The organism is Cohnella sp. GbtcB17, assembly GCF_019091135.1.
Lineage (GTDB): Bacteria > Bacillota > Bacilli > Paenibacillales > Paenibacillaceae > Cohnella.
In genome coordinates this window covers 1-22740 of sequence record NZ_JAGXJW010000036.1, presented here as the reverse complement: position 1 = coordinate 22740, position 22740 = coordinate 1, and the positions used below count along the sequence as shown (strand labels likewise).

14 protein-coding genes and 1 pseudogene are annotated in these 22740 nt (G+C 57.9%); 10 read left to right on the top strand and 5 right to left on the bottom strand.

Going from position 1 to position 22740, the window contains the following annotated elements; translation table 11 throughout:
• Positions 1-37: 37 nt before the first annotated feature.
• Together KVT38_RS19755 and KVT38_RS19750 are read right to left on the bottom strand one after the other, a co-directional pair.
• Positions 38-784, bottom strand: coding sequence for a YqcI/YcgG family protein (locus tag KVT38_RS19755; RefSeq protein ID WP_217595465.1), 747 nt, complete (start codon positions 782-784; stop codon positions 38-40).
• A 113-nt stretch (positions 785-897) separates the two neighbouring features.
• Positions 898-1869, bottom strand: coding sequence for an aldo/keto reductase (locus KVT38_RS19750; protein ID WP_217595464.1), 972 nt, complete (start codon positions 1867-1869; stop codon positions 898-900).
• A 202-nt stretch (positions 1870-2071) separates the two neighbouring features.
• Between KVT38_RS19750 and KVT38_RS19745 the strand changes: the two genes are divergently transcribed.
• A complete protein-coding gene (locus KVT38_RS19745) occupies positions 2072-2752 on the top strand; it encodes a FadR/GntR family transcriptional regulator (protein WP_217595463.1) in 681 nt (226 codons plus the stop codon).
• A pseudogene (dgoD, locus tag KVT38_RS19740) lies at positions 2749-3897 on the top strand (galactonate dehydratase). Before KVT38_RS19745 ends, dgoD begins: the two are co-directional and overlap by 4 nt.
• Positions 3898-3936: 39 nt before the next feature.
• On the opposite strand, the gene KVT38_RS19735 reads toward dgoD, so the two are convergent.
• Positions 3937-4806, bottom strand: coding sequence for a helix-turn-helix domain-containing protein (locus KVT38_RS19735; protein ID WP_217595462.1), 870 nt, complete (start codon positions 4804-4806; stop codon positions 3937-3939).
• 122 nt (positions 4807-4928) lie between these two features.
• Between KVT38_RS19735 and KVT38_RS19730 the strand changes: the two genes are divergently transcribed.
• Positions 4929-7217 (top strand): family 78 glycoside hydrolase catalytic domain, encoded by a 2289-nt coding sequence (locus tag KVT38_RS19730; protein ID WP_368859130.1) that lies wholly within the window; start codon positions 4929-4931, stop codon positions 7215-7217.
• A 118-nt stretch (positions 7218-7335) separates the two neighbouring features.
• Here KVT38_RS19730 and KVT38_RS19725 read toward each other — a convergent pair whose 3' ends face one another.
• Entirely contained in the window at positions 7336-8241 is a 906-nt protein-coding gene (locus KVT38_RS19725; protein WP_217595461.1) for an AraC family transcriptional regulator, read from the bottom strand.
• 259 nt (positions 8242-8500) lie between these two features.
• Here KVT38_RS19725 and KVT38_RS19720 point away from each other — a divergent pair, with 259 nt between their 5' ends.
• From KVT38_RS19720 to KVT38_RS19695, 6 genes are all read left to right on the top strand, one after another.
• Positions 8501-9907: an extracellular solute-binding protein gene (locus KVT38_RS19720; RefSeq protein ID WP_217595460.1), complete on the top strand. Its 1407-nt coding sequence runs from the start codon at positions 8501-8503 to the stop codon at positions 9905-9907.
• Entirely contained in the window at positions 9900-10808 is a 909-nt protein-coding gene (locus tag KVT38_RS19715) for a carbohydrate ABC transporter permease (RefSeq protein WP_217595459.1), read from the top strand. The genes KVT38_RS19720 and KVT38_RS19715 overlap by 8 nt, the downstream gene beginning before the upstream one ends.
• Before the next feature lies 1 nt (position 10809).
• Positions 10810-11631, top strand: a complete 822-nt coding sequence (locus KVT38_RS19710) for a carbohydrate ABC transporter permease (RefSeq protein ID WP_217595458.1) — start codon at positions 10810-10812, stop codon at positions 11629-11631.
• Between the two features lie 60 nt (positions 11632-11691).
• Entirely contained in the window at positions 11692-13323 is a 1632-nt protein-coding gene (locus KVT38_RS19705) for an alpha-amylase family protein (RefSeq protein WP_217595457.1), read from the top strand.
• Between the two features lie 18 nt (positions 13324-13341).
• Positions 13342-15960 (top strand): DUF5695 domain-containing protein, encoded by a 2619-nt coding sequence (locus KVT38_RS19700; RefSeq protein ID WP_217595456.1) that lies wholly within the window; start codon positions 13342-13344, stop codon positions 15958-15960.
• Between the two features lie 199 nt (positions 15961-16159).
• Positions 16160-20623 carry a discoidin domain-containing protein gene (locus KVT38_RS19695; RefSeq protein WP_217595455.1) on the top strand — a complete coding sequence of 1488 codons (4464 nt, stop codon included), beginning with the start codon at positions 16160-16162 and terminating at the stop codon, positions 20621-20623.
• Between the two features lie 18 nt (positions 20624-20641).
• Here the strand turns inward: KVT38_RS19695 and KVT38_RS19690 are convergent, their stop codons facing one another.
• Entirely contained in the window at positions 20642-21523 is an 882-nt protein-coding gene (locus KVT38_RS19690; RefSeq protein ID WP_217595454.1) for an AraC family transcriptional regulator, read from the bottom strand.
• Positions 21524-21635: 112 nt separating this feature from the next.
• Here KVT38_RS19690 and KVT38_RS19685 point away from each other — a divergent pair.
• On the top strand, positions 21636-22740 hold a 1105-nt coding region (locus tag KVT38_RS19685; RefSeq protein WP_217595453.1), incomplete at its 3' end, for a family 78 glycoside hydrolase catalytic domain.

Below are 22740 nucleotides of genomic sequence, written 5' to 3'. Positions count from 1 at the left end.
AGATCCCCGTTCACGCGGACAGGAGCGGCTAACGCTTTTACTCCGCATGCTCTTTCTTGATCCCCCGGTGAAAAGGACAGCCCGTCAACGCCGTATCGTCGTCCCGCAGAAAGTATTGCTTGTACTCGAGATTCCCCTGCGAGCCGTAAGGCTTCAGTTCGGGATGCGCCGGCGCTTCGTCATAGGCGGCCAAGCGGGCGCGGATGAGGGGAGCCGTAGCGGCTGCGCGTGCGGGCTGCGCGTGCCAGCGATCCAATACCCAGCGGGGCGTCAAGGCGAGCATAAAAAACGGGAAGTGGCGACTCTGGCGGGAGCGATGCGCCGGCGTCGCACAGTATACGAAGTACCGTTCGTTGTCGAAGCAGTACTCCCAAGTCGGCTGTCCGGTGTCCTCGGGAATGTCCGCGGGCCATGCCGCTTGGTCCAGGCGGCTCACTTCGCTTAACAAGTCCCAGAATTTCGCCTCGTAGGCGAGGACATCCTTTTCGTCCGGTTCTTGTTCAAAAAATACGATCAAAGACGAATAATCGCCGAACTGGCGCGACGCTTTGCCGTATTCGGCGACGAGCTCGCCCAGCTCCCGGCCTGCGCAAGCGTGCCAAGGATTCGCGACGAACCCGTATCGCAGGTGACCCAGCGCAAAAGCTTGCGTAGCGGGAATGCAAGGGAAGCGGGCTTTCCGGTCGGACATCTTGGCCGCGAATGCACGGAACGCCTCTTTTTTCCACGCTTCCGGAACGAGCTCCGCATTTTCGATATCGGCAGGCTGCAGCAAAAGCGACATGAAGCATCCTCCTTTTGCTACAGCATATTGCCTGGGCGCAATATGGTGACAACCGCCGCAAAAATGATAAGCCGCGCCTCATGCGAAGAGGCGCGGCTTTTCTATTCGGCCAATCATCCGTTGTCGAGCAGGGCAAGCTCCTCCTCGCCAAGCGTCAAGCCGCCTGCGCCGAGGCTGTCGGCGAGCTGCGATTCGTCGGTCGCGCCGACGACGGCAAAGGAGGGAAAGCGGCGCGATACGATATAGGAGAGGGCGACCTGCGAGATCGTGACGCCCCGATCCGAGGCGATAAGCTTCGCTTGCTCGAACCGGCGCTTATTCGCCGGAAGATCGAACAAGGGCGGCGCCTCAAAAGCGGTCCCCGCCCGGGCGGCGGCTTCCATCTTGGCGAACAAGCCCTTGGCCAACGACGAGTAGGCAAAGAGCGGCAGGCCCGTCTCCTCATGGTAACGGTACATCGCTTCGTCCAGCACGACGACGGTGGGATCCTCGATATGCGCCGTATCCAGGCTTGCGAGGCTCCACCATGCCTGATTGGCGGCGAACATCGGCAAGTCTTGCTCCGCCGCGAGGCGATTCGCTTCCGCGATCCGGTCCGTCTCCCAATTGGAGCAGCCGAAGCTCCTGATGATGCCGTCCTCGACCAGTCTGCCGAGCGAACCGAGCAGCTCGGCGACCGGGATCGACCGGTCGTCGCGATGCAGCCAGTACAGGTCAATCGCGTCGACCTGCAGCCGGCGCAAGCTGCCTTCGGCGTCGGCTCTGATGTCGGCCGCTTGAAGCCTGGAGACGTTCATCGCCCCCAGATCCGGATGCCCGCCCTTTGTCGTCACGATCATGCGGCTTCTGATGCCGCGCGACTTCATCCATTTGCCGATCACGAGCTCGCTCGCGTTCGCTTTGCCTGGCACCCAGTTGCCGTAAACTTCGGCCGTATCGACCATGTTGCCTCCGGCATCCGCATACAGATCCAGCAGCCGCATGGACTGCCGTTCGTCCAGCCGCGTCCCGAGCGGAACGCCGCCGAGGACGATGACCGAGCACGGTTGATCGATGCCGGTTATCGGACGTTTGCGCATGCTCATCCTTTTACGAGCCTCCTATTTTCGCCATTTGGCAGGAACTTCATCTTGCGATCAACTTGATTATAGCCGCTGCCAGGACCAAATTGAACAAAGTAGATTGCTGCCTGCCGCAATTAGAATGATTGACAAATTGAGAATAAAGATATTATCTTTAAATAAATAAGATCATATCAATAAGAAGAATGATGTACGGGAGACGCTGATGAAGAAGCTGGCTCATGAAGAAGTAATCGAGCAAATACAGGAACAAATCCGCGCGGGGGAGTGGAAGCCCGGCGAACGCCTGCCGACGATGCAGGAATTGGCGTCCCGGTACGGACTCAGTCTGACTGCAGTAAGGGAAGCGCTGCGTCTGCTCGAGAGCCGGAGCGTCGTTAGTATCGAACATGGTAGAGGCATTTTCGTACGCAACGATCCAAGTCTTCTCGAAGATCCGATGGCTCCGATCAAAGGAATGGAGACGCGTTCGCTGCTTGAGCTGCTGGAGGCGCGTCTTGCGATCGAACCGGAGCTGGCGGCTTATTGCGCCATGCGGGCGTCTGCGGCCCAGGTCAAGTCGATCCGTGATTTGTCGGATCTGATGGAGGCGCAGCTGGAGCGGGGCGAGGAGCATTTTCAGACGGATGTCCGCTATCATCAGGAGATCGCTGAAGGCGCAGGCAACCCGCTGCTTGCCCAAATGCTGTCCGTCGTGGCGGATTTGTCGGCGCAAGGAAGGAGAGAGACGGATAAGCTGCCGTATATGCGGGAGAAGGCTGCCAGCTATCATCGATTGATCGCCATCGCGATACGGGAGCGGGAGGCGGAGCAAGCAAGAGCGCTCATGAAGTCACATATTCAAGATATGATCAATGCCATTCAAGCGAAGGGAAGCGGATCATGAAAATTACGAGTATGGAATTGTTTATCGTGCCGCCAAGATGGCTGTTCCTGAAGATCGATACGGATGAAGGGATAACGGGCTGGGGAGAGCCGATCGTGGAAGGCAGAGCGCGCGCGGTGCGAGCCGCGGTCGAGGAGTTGAGCGGGTACCTGATCGGCAAGGATCCGCTCGCGATCGAGGATCATTGGCAGGCGATGTACAGGGGCGGCTTCTATCGCGGCGGTCCCGTGATGATGAGTGCCATCGCGGGAATCGATCAAGCGCTGTGGGATATTAAGGGGAAATACCACCAAGCCCCCATCTATCAGCTGATGGGCGGAGCTTGCCGCCAGAAGATCAAGGTATATTCCTGGATCGGCGGGGATCGCCCCTCCGATGTGGGGGAAGCCGCGTTGCGCGCGCAGTCCGAAGGCTTCACCGCCGTCAAGATGAACGCGACCGAGGAATTGCAATATATCGATTCGTACGAAAAGATCGACGAGGTGCTGAAGAGAGTGGCTGCGGTCCGCGGAGCCGTCGGTCCGTATTTGGGCATCGGCATCGACTTCCACGGGCGCGTCCTCTAGCCGATGGCGAAGATTCTGGCCAAGGAACTGGAAGTATTCCGTCCGATGTTCCTCGAGGAGCCCGTGCTTCCGGAGAACAACGAGGCGCTTCGGGAGATCGCGTCCGCTACGAATATCCCGATCGCGACCGGCGAGCGGATGTTCTCGCGGTGGGACTTCAAAAGGCTGCTCGCGGACGGATACGCCGATATCATTCAACCGGACGTGTCGCATGCAGGCGGCATCACCGAGTGCAAAAAAATTGCGAGCATGGCGGAGGCTTACGATGTAGCGCTTGCGTTGCACTGTCCGCTCGGACCGATCGCGCTTGCTGCTTGCTTGCAAGTGGACGCGACTTGCCATAATGCGGTTATACAAGAGCAGAGCCTGGGGATTCACTATAATGAAGGGAACGATCTGCTCGACTACATCGTCGATCCGTCCGTCTTCAATTACGTAGATGGCTGCGTCACGATCCCGGACGGTCCCGGACTCGGTATCGAGATCGATGAGGCGCATGTGCGGAAGATGGCGGATATCGGACACGACTGGAAAAATCCGATATGGCGCCATCAAGACGGCAGCGTAGCGGAGTGGTAACAGGAAAAACGCGTTGACTAGCGGAAATCTCGCAATCTTTTATTCAACCTTGGCGTCGTCCCCTTCGTTCCGGTAGGAGATCGGTGTCTTCCCCGTTTTTTTGCGGAACAGCTCGTGGAAAAACTTCAAATCGCGATACCCCGACCGCGCGGCGACCTCCTTGACGGGCAGCGTCGTGCTTCGCAGCAGCTCGCAGCTATGGCGGATTCGCAGGTTTTGCACGTACTCGGTGAACGATTGTCCCGTCGCGCGCTTCAGCATACGCTGCATGTAGCTCGCGCTTACCGGGAGATGGGCGGCCACTTCGGCCAGCGTGACCGGCCGATCGATGTGGCGTTCGAGGTAGTCAAGCGCGGCGGACAACCGGGAGCTTGTCGCGACGGCAGCGCTTCCTGCCGTCTCCAGGCGATGCAGGCAGACGAGAAGCTCGGTCAGGCGCGCGTAGAGCACGGCTTCGTAGCCGGGCAATTGCGAGCCGTATTCCCGGTAGAGCGACTCCATGCAAGCTCTTCCTTCATTATAAATATCCTTGAACCGGCGGTACGGCCTGTCGTCGCCCGACAGCAGCGACAGCGCCGTCGCAGGCAGCGGATACGCACGCGCAAGAATACCCGGCACGGAAGGGTCGAACAAGCAGTTGTAGACGATCAACTCGTCCTTCGGCGCTTCCGATGCGGGTCGGTAGACGTGCCTCGTGCCGACGGGAATAATGAACAGATCGCCTTTTTCCACGTAAATCCGTTCGTCCCCGATATAATGGAAGCCTTTGCCCTCGGCGACGAATTGAATTTCCACAAAGTCGTGAATGTGGATAGGCAGCGTGAATCGCTCGCGCTCTCGCGTGACCGCGATTGGAAATTCCGGCTGCCAGAAAATCTTGCCTTCGAGCTTAAACGGCGTAGCGGACACGATCGACGACTCCTCTTCCATCAGGATGCGATTGCCCTATTCATATCATATGCCCCCCTCTACAAGCAACCGATTCTCTCTTGTATGCTAATGAAAAATGAAGCGGAGAGGATGGCGGCATCGTGAGCGCAAGCGATAAAGAGCAGGGAACGGCAATCAAGCATCGACCGGATCTGGAGGTCGTCTGGGAGGCGGATTGGATATGGCGTTCGCGACGCATCCGGATCAACGATTTCGCCTATTTCCGCAAGGAAATCGAGGTGCGCGGGACGCTCGATTCGGCCAAGCTGTTTTACTCCGCGCACCATACGGCCAAAGTCTACGTCAACGGGACGAAACTGGGTGGATTCGTCTCTCCCGCGCCGACGAATCCGGAGAAAAGAAAAGCTTATATGGCCTATGACGTAACGGAGCTGCTCTCGAGCGGCACGAACTGCCTGACGGCGGATGCCCATTACCTCGGCGGGGGCGGCCAGAACTACTACGACGGGTTGCCGGGCTTCAGGCTGCAGCTTCATTTGACCTATGCGGACGGCACCGAGGAAGTCGTTCGGACCGACGCGACGTGGCGGGTTCTGAAGGAGATGCCGCACGAGACGGGGACGCCCTATCAGCAAAAGCGCCGGGTGTCGGCGATCGAGAAGTTCGACGCGCGCAAGCTGGACTCCGAATGGCGCTTCGCCGGCAACGCGGTAGCGGCGACGCTGAAGGCGAAGGTCGCCAAGATCGGCCGGGAACAATGGCCGATGGCAGTTCAGCTGATTCCGGAGGGCGCGATCGAGGAGGAGATCGTCTGCGCGAAGCTGCCGCAGCCGGCGGGAGGCGACGCCAACGGGGAGCGGCCGCAGGTGTTCGATCCCGGGCGTATCGTATCTGGCTGGCCGAAGTTTAAGCTGAGGGGAATCGCAGGCGCGACGATCCGGCTCCGGATGTCGGAGGATCTCGACGAGAACGGCCGGGTCAAGCATAATGTGACAAACGAGCATTCGGATTACTACTACGACGAGTATACGATGCGCGGAGCGGAGACGGAGACGTGGCAGCCGGACTTTTCCTTCAAGGCGTTCCGTTACGTCGAGGTAACCGGATATCCGGATGAGATCCTGCCCGGCGAAGTGACCCTCTGCTGGGCGCATACCGATATGGCGTACGTAGGCAGCTTCTCCTGCTCGGACGAGCATTTGAACGCGCTGTACGCCGCGGCCATCCGGACGCAGAAAAACAACACGCTCGGCCAGACCGTCGATTGTCCGCATCGCGAGCAAGCGCAATATACGGCGGATACGGATTTGCAGGCAGAGACGCTGCTATACAACTTCGACGCGATCGACGTCGTCGACAAGACGCTCTCCGACTTCACGGATGCGCAGCTGGCCGACGGTACGTTCCCGTTCGTCGCGCCGACCAATTACGAGAATAAGGACTTCCGTCTCCAGATTCCGGAGTGGGACCTGCACTACGCGACGCTCATGTGGAAGCTGTACGAAGCGTCGGGACATGTCTCGGTGCTTGCGAAGCATTACGAGACGGTGCGCCGGATGGCCGACTACTTCGTCGGCATCCGCGACCCGAAGACGGGGCTCGTGCCGCTCGACAAAGGCTGGCATATCAGCGACTGGCCGTATCCATCGGTCGAGCACGCCGGCGCGCATCTGACCGTGCAGCAGATCAAACTCGTGCTGGCGCTTCGGATATTGAGCCGCTCGGCGGATTTGCTCGGTCGGGAAAAGGAGGCGGGCGCCTACGCGAGCCTGGCGTCCGAGCTGTCCGAGCGGGTCGTGGGGCAGCTGTATGACCCGGAGGCGAAGCGGTTCCGGGACAGCTCGGGCGCGTCCGCGACCCACCAGGGCGTGACGGCCATCGCGCTGCTCGCGGACCTCGTGCCGGCGGAGGACCGCGAAGCGTCGATCGATTCCGTGGCGCGCCAGCCGTGGGAATGCCGCACCGTGCTCTCGCTGCCGCTGCTGCGTATGCTGTTCGAGAACGGACGGGAGGCCGAAGCGTTCGCGCTGCTGAGCCGGAGAGAATATCCCGGCTGGGGATACATGCTCGCCCAAGGGGCGACAACGATGTGGGAGGGCTGGGACGATATCGAGAGCCACTCCCATGCGTGGAACGGTTACCCGGCCCGGCTGCTGCAGGAGTTCGTCGTCGGCATCCGGTCGGAAGCGCCGGGCTTCGCGAAGACGGTCATCCGCCCGTACCTGCCGGACGGCCTGACGTTCGCCGAAGCCGACGTATGGACGCCGCTCGGCGTCATCCGGGCGGGCTGGTACCGCGAAGAAAACGGAGCCGTCCGCGTGCGGGCCCGGATCCCGGAAGGGATGGACGCCCGATTGTCTCTTCCGATCGGCGGCAGGACGATCGATCGCGAGCTGAAGGCAGGAGACAACGAGTGGTCGACGGAATGAATGAATCCAAATGCGTGCCAGCATCAAGCTCTCGCGATAGCGAGGGCTTTTTTCGCGCTCCATGTAGACCGGCCCGCGAGTCTATAAAGTAACTTTTTGCCCCTACAGCACCATTTAGTCATTTGTTATTCAGGTGCGTGCGGTAATAGGCGCTGCGGAATTCCGTCGGCGTCAGACCTTGGAGCCGTTTGAACAGCTTCATGAAATATTTCTCGTCCTGAAAGCCCAGCGCAAAGGCGATTTCTTTGATGCTCATGGACGATTGGTACAGCATATTTTTGGCTTTGGCGATTTTCAGGCTGTGGATATACTCCTGCATGCTCATGCCCATATGTTTTTTAAAAAAGCGAATTAAGTAGTCTTTATTGTAAGTGAATTGTTGGGCGACGTCCTGGACCGATATACGTTCGGCGCTGTGAATGCGGATCCACTCGAGAATCTTCATCAGCTTTTTTTCGGCCGGATCGGCCGCTTCGTCCGTCTGTGATTGGCTCTTCAGTTGGGAAAGCGTCTGCTCGGACAGCTCGATGAGCAGCAGCGTAACCAAGTAGTTCAGACTATGTCCGGTGTAATATCCGGATTCCATGGTGTGCAGCAGCTGATGAAACAGAATATTCACGCGCTCGATCTCCCGGGGGGAAGAAAAGACGGGAATGTACACATAATCGGCCAAACGATGGAGATACGGGTTGTTGTCCAACATGATCAGGTCGGCGTACAGTTCTTTTTCCTCGATAACGTCGTAATCGTTCTCGCATTGAAAATGGAACCAGTGGAAGGAGCAGTTCTTGTCGGACCAATCGTAGCCGCAATGCGATTGGTTGGGCAGGATCAGCAAGGTTTGCTTGGGCTGCAAAGGGTATTGCTCCTCGCCGAGCTCCAGGTAGACGGTATCGCGCACAACGATGATGAGTTCAAAGCTTGTGATGCTTCGCTTCGTGTGAATCCAGGGCTGGTCGGCGACGAAGCTGCCGGCTGACACGAAGGAGAGCGGGCGGTTGATGTTCAATTTCAGGAATTTCATGTCAGTATTCACCACCTAATGTACGTGAATCATTCCCGCGCGCCATGGCAAGCCTCAAAAAAGACCGATTATAGCCGATAAGAGGGAGTCTTTGGGGCGATCCATGGAATCAGCTTCAGTGTAGCAGAAAATATAAAGCGTTTACAGAGGGTCGGTTTCAGCCACCTATTCTGTTTTTTCGTATACCGACAAGGCTGCGTCCGGATGTTATTCTGGGCGTAGGTCACATTCTATCAGAAAATAGACGGAGGGCTGGGAAATGGTCAATACGAGAAAGAGAGCTATCGCGTGGATTGCCATGCTTCTGCTGCTTGCAATTGCAGCAGGCTGCGCGAACGGGGGGAATACAGGCGGTTCCGCCCCAAGTCCCGGAGGGAGCGCGAAGGCGAACGAAGAGGTGGTCAAGCTCAAGTTTTCCTTCTGGGGAGGACCGGAGGAGAAGGCGTCGATGCTGGCACAGCTGGATCAGTTCAACAAGCTCCATCCGAACATTCAGGTGGAAGGCATGCACGTCGCGGACGACTATATGGCGAAGATGAACACGATGGCGTCCTCGAATACGCTGCCGGATCTCGGCTACTTTCCTTCCGGAGCCGTGGCGTCATGGACGCAAAACGGCAAGTTGGCGGATCTGACCGAGCTGTATGAGAGCGACCGGATCGGCAAGAAGCTGGATTCGGTCATTTTCCGGAATAGCGGCGGTTCCATCATCGGAGCGGGCGTCGCCAACGAAATTCTGGTGCTCAATTACAACAAGGAAATGTTCGATGAAGCGAACGTGCCTTATCCGCCGTCTTCCGCGGACGAGGCTTGGACCTGGGAGCAATTCGTGGATGCGGCCAAGAAGCTGACGAAGGACCGTGCCGGCAAGCATCCGGGGGAAGAAGGCTTCGACGCCAATAACGTGCAGACATTCGGCGTCAATATTCAAAGTCTCGGGCAATATTATCCGGCTGCGCTATTCAGCAACGGAACCGGGATCGTAAGCGAAGACGCCGCCGCCTTCACGATCGGCAGCGACGCATCCGTGGAAGCGCTTCAGTCGATCGCCGATCTGATGTACGTGGACAAAGTCATGCCCAAGCCGTCGCAAATGTCCACCATCCCCGCCGAGGATACGGCGCTGCTCACCAAACGGATCGCCATGTCGATCAGCGGGCAATGGTCGCTGCAGACGCTCGGCAAAGCCAAAAACGAGAAAAATCTGCAGCTTGGCATCGGCGTGCTGCCCAAATTCAAGACGCCGCTAACGACCAACTTCGGCGAACCGGTCATCATTTTCGACACCGATCGAACGCGGAAATACAAGGCGCAGGTCGAAACGGTCTATGCCTATATCATGAACCCCGAGAACAGCATCAGCCTGATCAACAGCGGCTTGTGGATGCCCAACGAAGAGCAATGGTATACGGACGAAGCGTTGATCAAAAAGTGGACCGATACGCCGGTGCATCCGCCGGAATACCGCAAGGCCGTCGTCGATTACGCATTGAATCACACGAAGCAGAACCCTTCCTACTACTGGGAGGACACCGAGGCGCTCGTCATCATCAATCCGGAGCTCGATCAGCTGTGGCAGGGTAAAAAGACGGCCGCGGATGTCGTGCGCAACGACATTTTGCCGAAGCTGAAGGCCAAATACGGGGACAAGTACCGGTATGAGTAAGCCTGCATCGAGAAAAATCGCGCTGAAAAAGAAGGAAGAGATCGCCGGGTATCTGTTCGCCCTTCCGGCGATTCTCGGCCTGCTGATCTGGACGATCGGTCCGATGGTGGCCAGTCTGGGCATCAGCCTGACCGATTGGCAGATTTTGAGCGCGGCAAAATGGGTCGGCTTCGACAATTACCGAACCGTTTTCACCGAGGACCTTTTCTTTAAAAAGTCGCTGCTGGTCACCTTTTATTTCGCCATCGGGAGCGTCGTGTTCACGATGCTGGCTTCCATCGTCGTGGCGTTGTTCATGAATTACGGCGTCAGGGGTCAAGCGGCGTTCCGCACGATTTTTTACTTGCCGACGATCGTGCCGATCGTGGCTTCGAGCATGCTGTGGGTATGGCTGTTCAATCCGGACTTCGGCCTGCTGAATACCGTGCTGAAAAGCGTAGGTCTCCCGACGTTAATGTGGATTTACGACGAAGCGACCGTCATTCCGTCGCTCATCCTGATGAGCATGTGGGGCTGCGGCAGCGCGGCCCTTATCATCCTCGCGGGGCTGCAGGATGTGCCCAAGCATCTGCTGGAGGCGGTGGAGATCGACGGCGGGAACGGCTGGCACAAGTTCCGTTACGTCACGATCCCGATGATTACGCCGGTCATTTTCTTTAATCTGGTCATGGGATTGATCGGTTCGCTGCAGGCGTTCGCCCAGGCTTACGTCATGACCGGCGGGGGACCGAACAACGGGACATTGTTCTATGTCTACCTGATCTACCGGGAGGCGTTCCAATACAATCACTTCGGCTATGCGAGCGCGTTGTCCTGGATTTTGTTCGCATTGATCGCTTTGTTGACTGCCGGCGTCTTCAAGAGCTCGAAAGCATGGGTGCATTACGGAGGTGGCAAGTAACATGCGAATTCGCAAGACGGCCAGCTTCGCGGTTCTGCTCGTTTGCGCGGCGCTGGCAGCCGTACCGTTCCTGTGGCTGATTCGCAGCTCGCTGATGAGAACCGACGAGTTGTTCATCTTCCCACCCCGCATCTGGCCGGAAGAGCTGCTCTGGCAAAATTACGCGGACGTGTTCGACATCATTCCGTTTGCCCGTTATTTGTTCAACACCTTGCTGATCCTGATCCCGGTCATGATCGGCGTGGTTCTGACGAGCAGCATGTGCGGATACGCATTCGCGAGATTGCGGTTCCGGTTCCGCAACGCCTGGTTCGCGGTGATTCTGTCGACTATGATGCTGCCCTCGGCCGTAACGCTCATTCCGACCTTCATCATGTGGTCGGAGCTGCGGGCCGTCAATACGTTCTGGCCGCTCATTCTGCCGGCCTGGTTCGGCGGGGGCGCGTTCAACATCTTTCTGATGCGCCAGTTTTTCATGAACATACCGCGGGACCTGGACGAGTCCGCCGTCATCGACGGCGCTAGCTTTCTGCAGATATATATTCGCATTATGCTCCCGCTGGTCAAACCCGCATTGACGGTGGTCGCCTTTTTCACCTTTATGAACGTATGGAACGATTTCTTCGGGCCGCTCATTTTTCTTAATGAAGATTCCAAGTTTACGCTGGCGCTCGGATTGCTTCAGTTGAAAGGCATGTACGCCACGGACTGGAACCTGCTGATGGCCGGCTCCGCGATCATGGTGCTGCCCGCCATCGCAATGTTCTTCATAGGCCAGAAATACTTTATTGAGGGTATCAGTCTGACCGGCATCAAGGGCTAGCGCCGGTCGGCGATGAAATTTGCGGATCGCAGCTTATGGCGATCCAGGAGGAAGATGCGGTTGTATACGATTGGTTACGATTTTGGAGATACCTTTGTCCGAATGGACGAATTGCAATTCGCCGTCCGCCTGTTCACGGTGAACAACGTATACGCGCCCGACCCGCAGCGCGTCGAAGTGCGCAGGGAAGGGGACCGCGTAACGCTTGCGGCGAGCGGGTTGTCGTGGGCGGGCAACCAGCGGCGCGCGGAAGGCTCGATCGGGCTTGAAATCGCGCGAGGAGCGGATGGGCGTTACATCGTGACGGCCAGAGGGAGTCATGCCTCGGAGGAATGCAAATCCATCATGCTCGAAGTGCTGGGACTGGACGTTAAGGCGCTCACCTACGATCAGAACAGGCGCGAGACGGTTGGGTCCGGCGGCTGCATCGCAGCCAAACCGTATCCCGGCTTTATCATGAAAATGCCGCTGGTATTCGTCGAGAACGGAAAGGGACAAACCTGGTACGCCTTGTCGAAGGATCGCGCCGTCCGGGGCAAAAGCTTCGCCGTGCATGAAGATCCGTACCTGGAAGGCAATGTGCTCGACTTGGTCCATCAGGAAGACGCTAGACGCCATGCGTTTGAAATCGATGCGCCGCCTTGGCACATCGGGCGCTGCGAGGAGCCGGCCGATATCGTGCGGGAGCGATGCGCCGACCTGGAGTCGCACTTTAATATCGTGCCGTACGAACGGCGGTCCGACGTCCCGGCCTGGCTGGACGAGATCAAGCTGGTGACGATCCTGCACGGCGAGCACTGGACAGGTCATGTATTTCAGACGTTCGCGGAGATGGAACGCAGTCTGCACTGGATCGCGGAGCGGATGCCCGCCCATCAGGCGATGGCTTTTCTCCCCGCGTGGGACGGCCGTTACTATCATCGTTATCCGATTTACGAGCCGAGCGAAGCGATGGGCGGAGCCGAAGGGTTCGCAAGTCTCGTCGCGACGGCGCACCGTCTCGGCTTCCGGATCGTGCCGATGCTCGGCGCCAACGGGCTGAACCTGCAGTACGCCGAAGCGCTTGGTTTGCGGGACGTTGCCGCGCGGGACCGATGGGGAATGGAGAGCCGCATCAATTGGGTGGATTGGGATTACGACCTGTCCGCGGAAAGCAACAGCGTGCTTGCCAATCTTGGCCATCCGGCCTTTCGCGAGCATATGATCGAACGGGCGGCGTATCTGGTGGACACCTACGGGGTGGACGGCATTTTCCTGGACGTGTCGAGCTACTGGATCAACGACCCGGTCCATTCGCCGTACGAAGGCACGCTGGCGTGGGCGGCGGCCATGAAGAGCCGTTATCCGGACCTCCTGCTGTTCGGCGAGAACAGCTATGATGCGCTATGGGGCGCGTTCAGTCTGTTCCATGAAGGACGCGCCCCGGGCGCATACGAATACGCGTTGTACCGTTATGCCAGGCAAACGCATTATTTGGCCCATCCGGCGCCGGGCAAAGGGTCGGGCGGCGTGCACGAGTGGGCGTGGCCTTCCGGCGGGCAGCTCCCGTCCGGCGATACGCCGGAGGTGATCCCGACGCTGTCGATCGTGGCGGATACGCTGACTCGGCACGCGGACGAGGCGGAATCGCAAATCGCCAAGGCCAAGGCGTGGCGCATGCATTTGCCGGGCCTGGCAGGCGTACCATTTTGACCATGGGAGGGATGGGCTATGACAGCTGCGGCCGCGACGCGAAGTGATGCGGGACCCGGCATCGGCCTGACGTTTCGTCCGAATCCGGACAACGGAGAGATTGCTTTTCTGGGCTACGCAGGCGACCCCAGACAGGAAAATTATGTAGCCGGTCCTATGGAACTGCCGTTGATCGGATCTGACGCCCCGAACAAAGTGGAAGGCTACTCGGCCGTCCTGCTCGGTTACCGTTTGCCGGGAGACCGTCCGGAGGAAGAACCTGCTTACTGCCGACAATGGCTCTCTTTCCGACGGGAGCCGGGAGAGGCGGAAACTTACGTATTCGAAAACGAGCATGTCCGGGTAATCAAGACGTTCCGTGCCGAGGCCGATGCCTTGACGGTCGAACTCGCCGTCACGGCAGGCAGCCGCGGGCTCGAAGCCGCCGAACTGGCGATCTCGGCGCCGATAAACAACTACTATTGTCCGTGGCGATACGACCAGCGCTACTTGTACGGGCATTTGAACTACGAGCATGTCCATCCGGGCGGCGCGCACGGCTATCAGCTGGTGGAAAGCCTAAGCGGGAACGAACCTTTGCTGTACTGTATCCCGCTCGGGGATACCCGATTCGAGCACGTCTCCCGGTTCCCTGGCACGATCGATCTCGAAAGGCCGGGCATTCCCAACCACGCCTGGCCGGGAAGCAGCCTGCTGTTCCTTCATGCCGAAGGCTATTTGGCCGCGAACGGATTTAAGCCGCTGCTGCCCGGCCTGGCAGCAAGCGGAATTCGTCTGGGGCCGGGAGAGACGGCCGTCCGACGTCTCCGGCTGGGCTTCGTCGAGCGACGGAGCGACTTGGCCGAGGTACTGGTCAACAGCGGTAAAATCGATGCGTACGCGGTGCCCGCGATGACCGGGCCGATCGACGCCGAGTTCCGGATCGTCGCCAGGGGCCGCGGCAAGCTGTCGCTCCTGGACGCGAACAAGCTTGAGTCGGTGTCCGAGCAAGAGAGCGCGGATGGCCGTGTCTGGCGGTTCAAATTCCGCGAACCGGGCGAGCAGCTGGTGCGGATTGCCGGCGACGGCGCAGCCGAGCCAGCTGCGCTGCTTTTTCGCGTGACCGCGCCGCTGCCCGAATTGTTCGAGCGCCGCGCGGACTTTATTGTCGACCGTCAGGTGCTGCACGACGAGAACAGCGTTCTGAACGGCGCCATTCTCCTGTATTCGCTCGGCGACTTCGAGGCATTCAAGGGCGAAGGACTGTATGCCAAGGAGGACAGCTTGTGGGGCAACGGATCCTATGAAGGCGGGATCACCGACGGGATGTTCGCCGCAGAGAAAAACGCGTTGTATCCGAATCGGGGACAGATCGCCAAATTGGAGCGGTATATCGTCGATTATGTCCGCCGCTACCTGCAAAACCCGGACAACGATGAAGTCCAGTGGTGGCTCTTTCGTTTCGACACGACCCGTTCTTACAACTACATGCATGTCGCCAATCTGTACTACTCGATGTACCGGATCGCCAGGCAATACGGCATGACGGAAGCGTATTCGGCCGAGCAATACCTGGACTTCGCCTACCGGACGCTGATGAAAATGTTCGATGCGTCGCGTCCGATGGATCTCATCACCGGGTTGATGGGCGGACAGCGAATCTTCGACCTGCTGAACAGCTTGCGGGAAGAAGAGAAGGTGGAGATGTACTACAACCTGCTCATTCGGGTCCGTCGGCACGCGGATGAGCTGTTCCGGGGGGATGTGCCCTACGGCTCGGAATGCCCGTACGACAACACCGGATACGAGTGTATCGCCTATTACGCCGACTATTTCAAGGAAGAAGATTGCCTGTCGGCGATCGGCCAAGCGATGCAGGCCGTGCGCGGCGAACAGCCGGTCTGGTGGTGGCAGGGCAGCGACATCCGCTGGTGGGATGCGGGGACCGACTTTGCGGAGGTATGCCATCACTATACCAGCCCGCTTAATTCGAGCGCGCTTCTGATGCTCGTTCGGCAAGGCGTTCTGCAGCCCGATCCGACGCTGCTGTCCCTTATCTATGGCGGCTTGCTCGGCTCCACGGCCAAGATTCACGGGGACGGGCGGGCCAGCATGAGCTATTGCTGGGAGCAGGAATCTCCCAACTTCGGCGATCATGTGTGCACGGGCGATGTCGGGCTGAGCCTGTACGGCACGCTGCTGGGCTTGCAAGCTTTTGCCTATGCTTCGCCCCGGCATGGCGAGCTGGGGTATCTGGGCCAGCTGACGCGGCAGCCGTCCGGAGTGGGCCTTCGGTTTGCGCCACTTGCGGGTGCGGACAGGCGGGTGTCCTGGCATTTCGAGGACGAGAACGGGAAGGTCGAGCGGGGCGATGCGTACTGCTCGTCCGGCGCAATCGGCGAGATCGTCTTCGGCGGAGAAAAAGGCGGGCTGCGGATCGCCATCCGGGGCAGCGGAAGCGACGGCATCCGCGTCGGCACGGGCGCTAACGCCGCCGGAGAGCTGCGGCTTCGGCTGCCCGTCAAGCCGGTTGGCGCCGCCATTGACGGAAAGGCCGTTCGACTCCGCCCGATTGCCGAGCGGGAGTACGCCGTCGACTATCCGTCCGTCTTGCCGGTCGGCGGCGAATTCGCCATCGATATCGCAGTGGCCCCTTAACTTCCAACGCTTAAGGTTAGAATCAATTCTTTCATTAGAGCTTATCCTGGAACTCTCCATCGCTTTGACGATCCGATTCTCTTATTGCGTTTTTCGGACGAAACAACCGGAGGTTTTCAGGATAAGTTTATTTCGTTTTCCCCTTCCATTTTGAAATGATCCTTTTAAATCGATGAATCGAGAGGAATGAGAATGATAAATGAATCCAAAAAAAGCGATGAGCATCCTTCTGCTAGCGTTACTATTGGTGGCGTATTCCGACTTTGGTTCCAATGGGATATTCGCGCCTCAGATCGCATTCGCCTCCAGTCCGAATCTGGCCTTGAACAAATCCGTCACCGCTTCGACAGGCAGCCTGACCCCCGAGCTGGCCGTCGACGGCAGCTACGGAACGGGCTGGTACAACACCGGTACCGGGGACCGTTGGCTCCGTATCGATTTGGGCGCCGCAACAACGTTTAACAGGTGGAAAATCAAGCATGCCCAGGCCAGCGACGACAATCCGGCCTACAATACGAAGGACTTCGTTCTTCAAATCAGCAATGACGGAAGCGCCTTCACGAACGTCGATACCGTCTCCGGGAATACGCAGGGAATCACGAACAGACTCCTTTCGCCGCAGACGGCTCGGTATGCAAGAATACTTATTACCGCTCCCAATCAGGGAATGGACACGATCGTAAGAATACTGGAAGTGGAACTGTTTAACGATACGCATCCAAGCTCGAACAATTATTACTACTTCGATATGAAAAGCTATATCAACAGCGACCCGAAATCCTTTTACCCCGGCAGGGCCACGGAATATTTGGCGGAATCGGCGATCCCTTCCGGCCGGTACATTAAATTAAATATTAGCAGACCTTCAAGCGACGCGTTCAACGCGACGGCAAGGGTGCCCGAATTCGAGCTCTATTACAATCTGGCGCAGGCGAAAAGCGTTGCGGCATCGAGCTATCTGAATGAGACGACAAGGCCGGAGGCCGCGGTGGACGGCGGATCGTCCATCGTCGGACAGCCCGAAACAAAATGGGTGAGCAACGGCGCCTCGGCAAACAGCAATCTCACGGTGGATCTGGGTCAAACGAAAACGATAAAGAGATGGGCGGTCAGGCATGCCGAGGCGGGGGGAGAGCCGGCTTCATTAAATACGCGCGATTTTGCGCTTCAAGTCAGCACGGACGGGGTGAACTTTACGAATGCGGACAGCGTGTCGGGAAATACCGGCGCGGTAACCGAGAGGACGATAACCGGCGCAACCGGCAGGTACTTTAGACTGAATATAACGACGCCCAGCCAGAACGGGGACTTGCATGCGAATATTTACGAGTTTGAACTATACGACCAGGGAAATCTCTTGACGAACAAAACGGTCATTGCGAGCTCTGGTCACGATGGGGCGAACATACCTGAAAGTGCGATCGACGGGAATGCCGCGACAAGCTGGACGAGCACCGGCACGCCTGCAAGCTGGCTCAAGATCGACCTGGGAAGCGTGATGAAATTCAACAGGGTGGTCTTAAAAAACGACGGCTATTCGGGAGGGCCGCAAGCGAACAACACCGTGGCCTTCGAAGTGCTGGCGAGCGCTGCGGATGTCGATGCGAGCTATAAAGGATTTATCGGCGCAGGGAGTTATACGAACACCACGTATCCGAACGCCTTCGACAGGTCGTTCAGCACGCAGCTCTATAAAAAATACGCTTACGATATGATTACGCTTCTTACTGCCTTGCAAGGCGTCGTGAACAGGGATACCGGCGGCCCCAAAATATTTTATAAATATTTCACGACGAACCTTGAATATTTGTCCGGCTATAATTCGGCCGATTACTGGCTTGACGGCCTGACGGACCCGGGCAATCTGTTCGCCGGCAAGACCAGAATAACCGTTACCGATCCGTTCGTGCTGATCGATGCTTTCGCCTATAAGTTCGGCGGGCTTGTACTGTGGGATGAAGCCGTACCTTCGACCTCGAACGTGGCAAACACGATTGCAGGCGTCGAGGATCTGCTGCCGGTCAGATACGACGCGTCCGTCAACAGCCTCTACAGCGATATCATGGGCAGAAGCTCGCTTGGACTCACCCCGTCGGTCTATTTGAACGGCAAATTTACGGGGAGCGGCACGATCTGGAATTCGTCCACGCCCTCCACAGGAAGCAAAAAAAACGATGCCTATATATGGGCCAAAGAGAAGTACATCGATACCGGCAAGGCGAACGCCCGGCTGCTGGCCTACTATATCGATGCCTGGACGACAAACACGGATAAAAACGGGAATATCGTCTATCCCAACAGCACGGAGGCCGAGGGCGAACTTAACGACCGCGGGCTGATCGTCAAGGATTATTTCATCCGAAATAAAGCCTTCTTCCTGGACCTGCAGCCCGAGCGCAATCCCGGCAGCGTGTTGCATAAACCGAACGATGACCCTACTCAGCCTTTAGGGACGGATTACAACACCTTGTCTGCCATCCTTGATGCTGCAAGAGCCCAATCGGGGACCGATCCGATAACGACAGGCGGCTATTTGCCCTGGAAATATAAATATACCGATTTTGTCGATGCGACTGCGGATACGGTAAGCTCGGTGGAAATTGCCCAAGGCCATATGTTTTCCCAAAGACTCATTCAGTTCGATGCGGATGCGATCGGAATGGAATCGTTAGCCAATGCGTCCGTCTACCAGGATATCCCCCTGGACGGCAATTTGCATCGGACGAATAACGGAGACTCGAGCGTGCAATACGATCCCGCCAAAAAATACGTCATGCTCTACATGGGAGATTACGATAACGCGGCATGGGCAGGAAGCCTGCTGCCTGGAATATGGGACGAGACGAATGGAAGGGGAAGAATTCCCCTCTCGTGGCCCGTATCGCCCGTCGTCTCCAAACGGGTGCCGATGGTATTTAACAAGCTGTATGCCGAAGCGACGCAAAAGGACTACTTTACCGGCAGCGATTCGAGCGGCGCCTATATTTATTTGCAAAAGATACCAAGTCCATATTTACAGTCCTATAAAGCGTATCTCGCAGGCGAATTAAACAAGTTCGACATCGATAGCACGGGTCTTTTGTTTGTAACGGAAGACGCGCCCATGACCGCGGCAACGTATGACGTCCTGAGCGAGCTGGTTCCAAACGGCGTAGGCTGGACCAGCGCGGAAAAGAAGTTGGTGCAGGGCGTACCGTATGTGCCGGTCATCAGCCCATTCATCAATGAGTCCGCCAGCTTCGTGGAGAAAACCTTTTACGATTACATGACCGCCATCCTTCCGAACGAACAATTTTATTTTTTCAGAACGGTCATACAAGACCCCAAGCAGCTTGCGGATGCCATTGACGCCTTGCATGCCGATTTTCCGGCGTTAAATTTCGAGGTCGTCGACCAATACGCCTTTTTCAGATTATACAGGCAATCTTTGATCGCGAACTTATCCAACCTGAGTTTTCCTGCAAACGGGAAAGGAACTGAAACCTCCGTCCTGTTCGAAGACGATGGAAGCACCGTCATGGACGGCAATTCCAGATATGCAAGCGCGGCCAACTCCTGGACCTACAAGTTCGACCTGGACGATGCCGTATCCGATGCGACCGCCTATCTGGATATCGGAGGGGATTATATCGTGAGCGGCTCCCGCGACAACGCGAATTGGACGGTGCTGGCCGACCCGGGGAGCGTTATGCCGAGAGGCGAGATCGACGTGGATCTGAATGCGTTGTTATCCAACAATCCGAGCAAGCAGATCTACTTGAAATTTACGGACGGAGCGGCCGACAGTAATATGGGGGCGAGGTTATACCAGGCGGAGATCGATACGAACAGGCACAATATCGTATTGAATAAGCCGGCGACGGCAAGCGGCCAGGTGAACGCCGAATCTGCAGCGGCTAAAGCCGTCGACGGGTCCATAGACAACCAATGGTGCAGCATCGACAGCGCTCCGCACTGGCTGACAGTGGACTTAGGCGCGAACTACAGCATTTCGAGATGGGTAGTCAAGCATGCGCATTCGGCAGGGGACAATGCCCTATTCAATACAAGAGATTTCAAGCTGCAGGTTAGCGACGACGGCGTGAATTTTACGGATGCGGATACGGTAACCGGGAATACGGCGGATATTACGGACAGGAATGTCACCGTTAGCGGAAGGTACGTAAGGCTCTATATCACCCAAGGCGCGCAGAACGGACAGTCGAATTTCGCGAGAATAAGGGACTTTGAGGTTTACGGCGCGATCCAGAAAAATGTGACCTTAGGCAAAACGGCGACGGCAAGCGGGCAAGTGGACGCGAGCAGCGGTCCCGCGAATGCGGTAGACGGCTTGCTGACCAATCATTGGTGCAGCATCGACGCAGCCCCGCATTGGTTAAGCGTTGATCTTGGCCGGGTATACAATCTTTCCAGATGGGTGGTCAAGCATGCTCATTCTGGAGGCGATGCGGCGGCATACAATACGAAAAACTTCAAACTCCAGGTGAGCAATGACGGAACCAACTTTACGGACGTGGATTCGGTGACAGGGAACACCGCGGACATCACCAATCGAAACATCGCGGCCAGCGGACGGTATGTAAGGCTGTACATTACGCAGGGGGCGCAGGACGGGCAAGCGAATTATGCTAGAATCAGGGAATTTGAGGTTTACGGGAAATAGAAGCAAGTTGGCTGCGGATCAAAGCTCCCCCGCCAACCTCTTCCGATACTGCCCCGGCGTAACGCCTTCGATCCGCTTGAACACGCCCGTGAACGACTGGGTATCCCGGTAGCCGACCATGCCCGAGACGGCGTCGAGCTTCAGGCGCGTATCGCGAAGCAGCTGGCATGCGGTCAGCACGCGCTGGCGCTGGACGAACGTATGGAAGGTCTGTCCGGTATGCCGGACGAACAGCCGCTGGAAGTGCCGCTCGCTCAGGCCGAACCGCTCGGCGGCCTGGCGCTGCGTCAGCGGCTCGAGCGCCTGCTCGCGAACGTAGGCGACGGCTTCGCCGAAGTCAAGGAAGGCGGCCGCGGGCGATCCTGCTCCGGTCGCCTTTTCGCGCAGCCGCGTCCATTCGATCAGAATCTGCGTCAGCAGCGCGGTCAGCATCGCCGAGGCGCCGGGGCGAAGGGCGGCGTGCTCCTCGTGGATTCGCTCGAACAGCGGCTCGAGTACGAGTCGCTTGTCCCTTGCGATGCCTGCTTCCATTTTGTCCTCGATCAGCCCCGCCACGATCTGGTCGAGCAGCAGCTCGGGAGCCGTTATGGCGATCTCCGTCAGAAGAGAAGGCGCGAACACGACATTATAGACGACAAGCCGGCTCCGCTTGTCGGCAGAATAGGGACGGAATACGTGCGAGCAGCCGACGGGCAGCACGAAGAGATCGCCGCGAGCCGCGGGCAGCGCCTGTTCGCCGATGTACTGGTATCCGGTCCCTTCGGCGACGTAGTTCAGTTCGATAAAATCGTGCTCGTGCAGACCCGAATCGAAGAAGTTCTCCTCGATGCGGTTGACGAAAATGCGCAGGCCGCCGCGGAACAGATTTTTGCCCCGCAACGTATATTGCGTCTTTTTCATCTCAGGGCCTCCAGCTTCAATTTGATGTCTATTTTACCATGGAATATTGTCCGGTTCACCAATGTATTTGCCGCTGGCAGCGCTTTAAACTGCAATCAGGATCGGTAATTTAATGACGGCATGGGGGCATGAACGAATGGCGGAGATCGAAGTATACGGACTGTCCTGCAACACCAGGTTAAACCCGGTGGGCATCGACGACAAGGCGCCGCGGCTGGGCTGGAAGCTACGTTCGGAGCGGCGCGGGGGCGTTCAGGAGGCGTACCGGATCCAGGTCGCGGAAGATGCCGCGTTTGAAGGCGGGCTTGCGTGGGATACGGAGAAGTTGGCCGGCGATCGTTCGGTCGCGGTGACTTATGAAGGCGAGACATTGCGATCGCGCACGCGGTATTTCTATCGTGTGAAAGTATGGGTTAATCAGAGCGAGGAATCGGAATGGAGCCCGGCCGCCTATTTCGAGACGGGGCTGTTGTCGGAGGCGGAGTGGGCGGGAGCCGACTGGATCTCGTACGCGCTGCCCGCGATCGAAGACGGGCATGAACCTGTCGCTTATTTGCGCAAGGCATTCCGACTGGACCGTCCGGTTGCCTCCGCACGCATATACGCAACGGCGCTTGGCATGTATCGGCTGTTCGTCAACGGCGAGGCTGCCGACGATACCTGCCTGAACCCCGGCTGGACCAGCTATGCGAAGCGCGTGCAATATCAGACCTTTGACGTCACGGCCTTGCTGAACGAAGGGGATAACGCGATCGGCTTCATGCTCGGCAACGGCTGGTACCGGGGCAGACTGGGCTGGGAGAAAAAGAGCTACTACGGCGACACCAGAGCCGCACTTGTCTTGCTGCAGGTACGCTATGCCGACGGCACCGAGACCATCGTCGGCTCGGACGGCAGCTGGCGGGGCAGCGACGGCGCGCTTCGCTGGTCCGAGCTTTATGACGGCGAGCATTACGACGCCAGGCTGGAGCGGAAGTCGTGGTCGCATCCGGCATTCGACGATTCGGAATGGGGAAGCGCCTCGCCGTATTCGCATCCGAAGACATCGCTTGTCGCGCAGGAGAGCGAGCCCGTACGGATCGTGAATACGATCGTGCCGATCTCCGTGGTGACCACGCCGAGCGGCGAGACGCTGCTTGACATGGGACAGAACATGGTCGGCTGGGTCCGGTTCACCGTTCGGGCCAAGGCGGGAACGGTCGTGACCGTGCGCCATG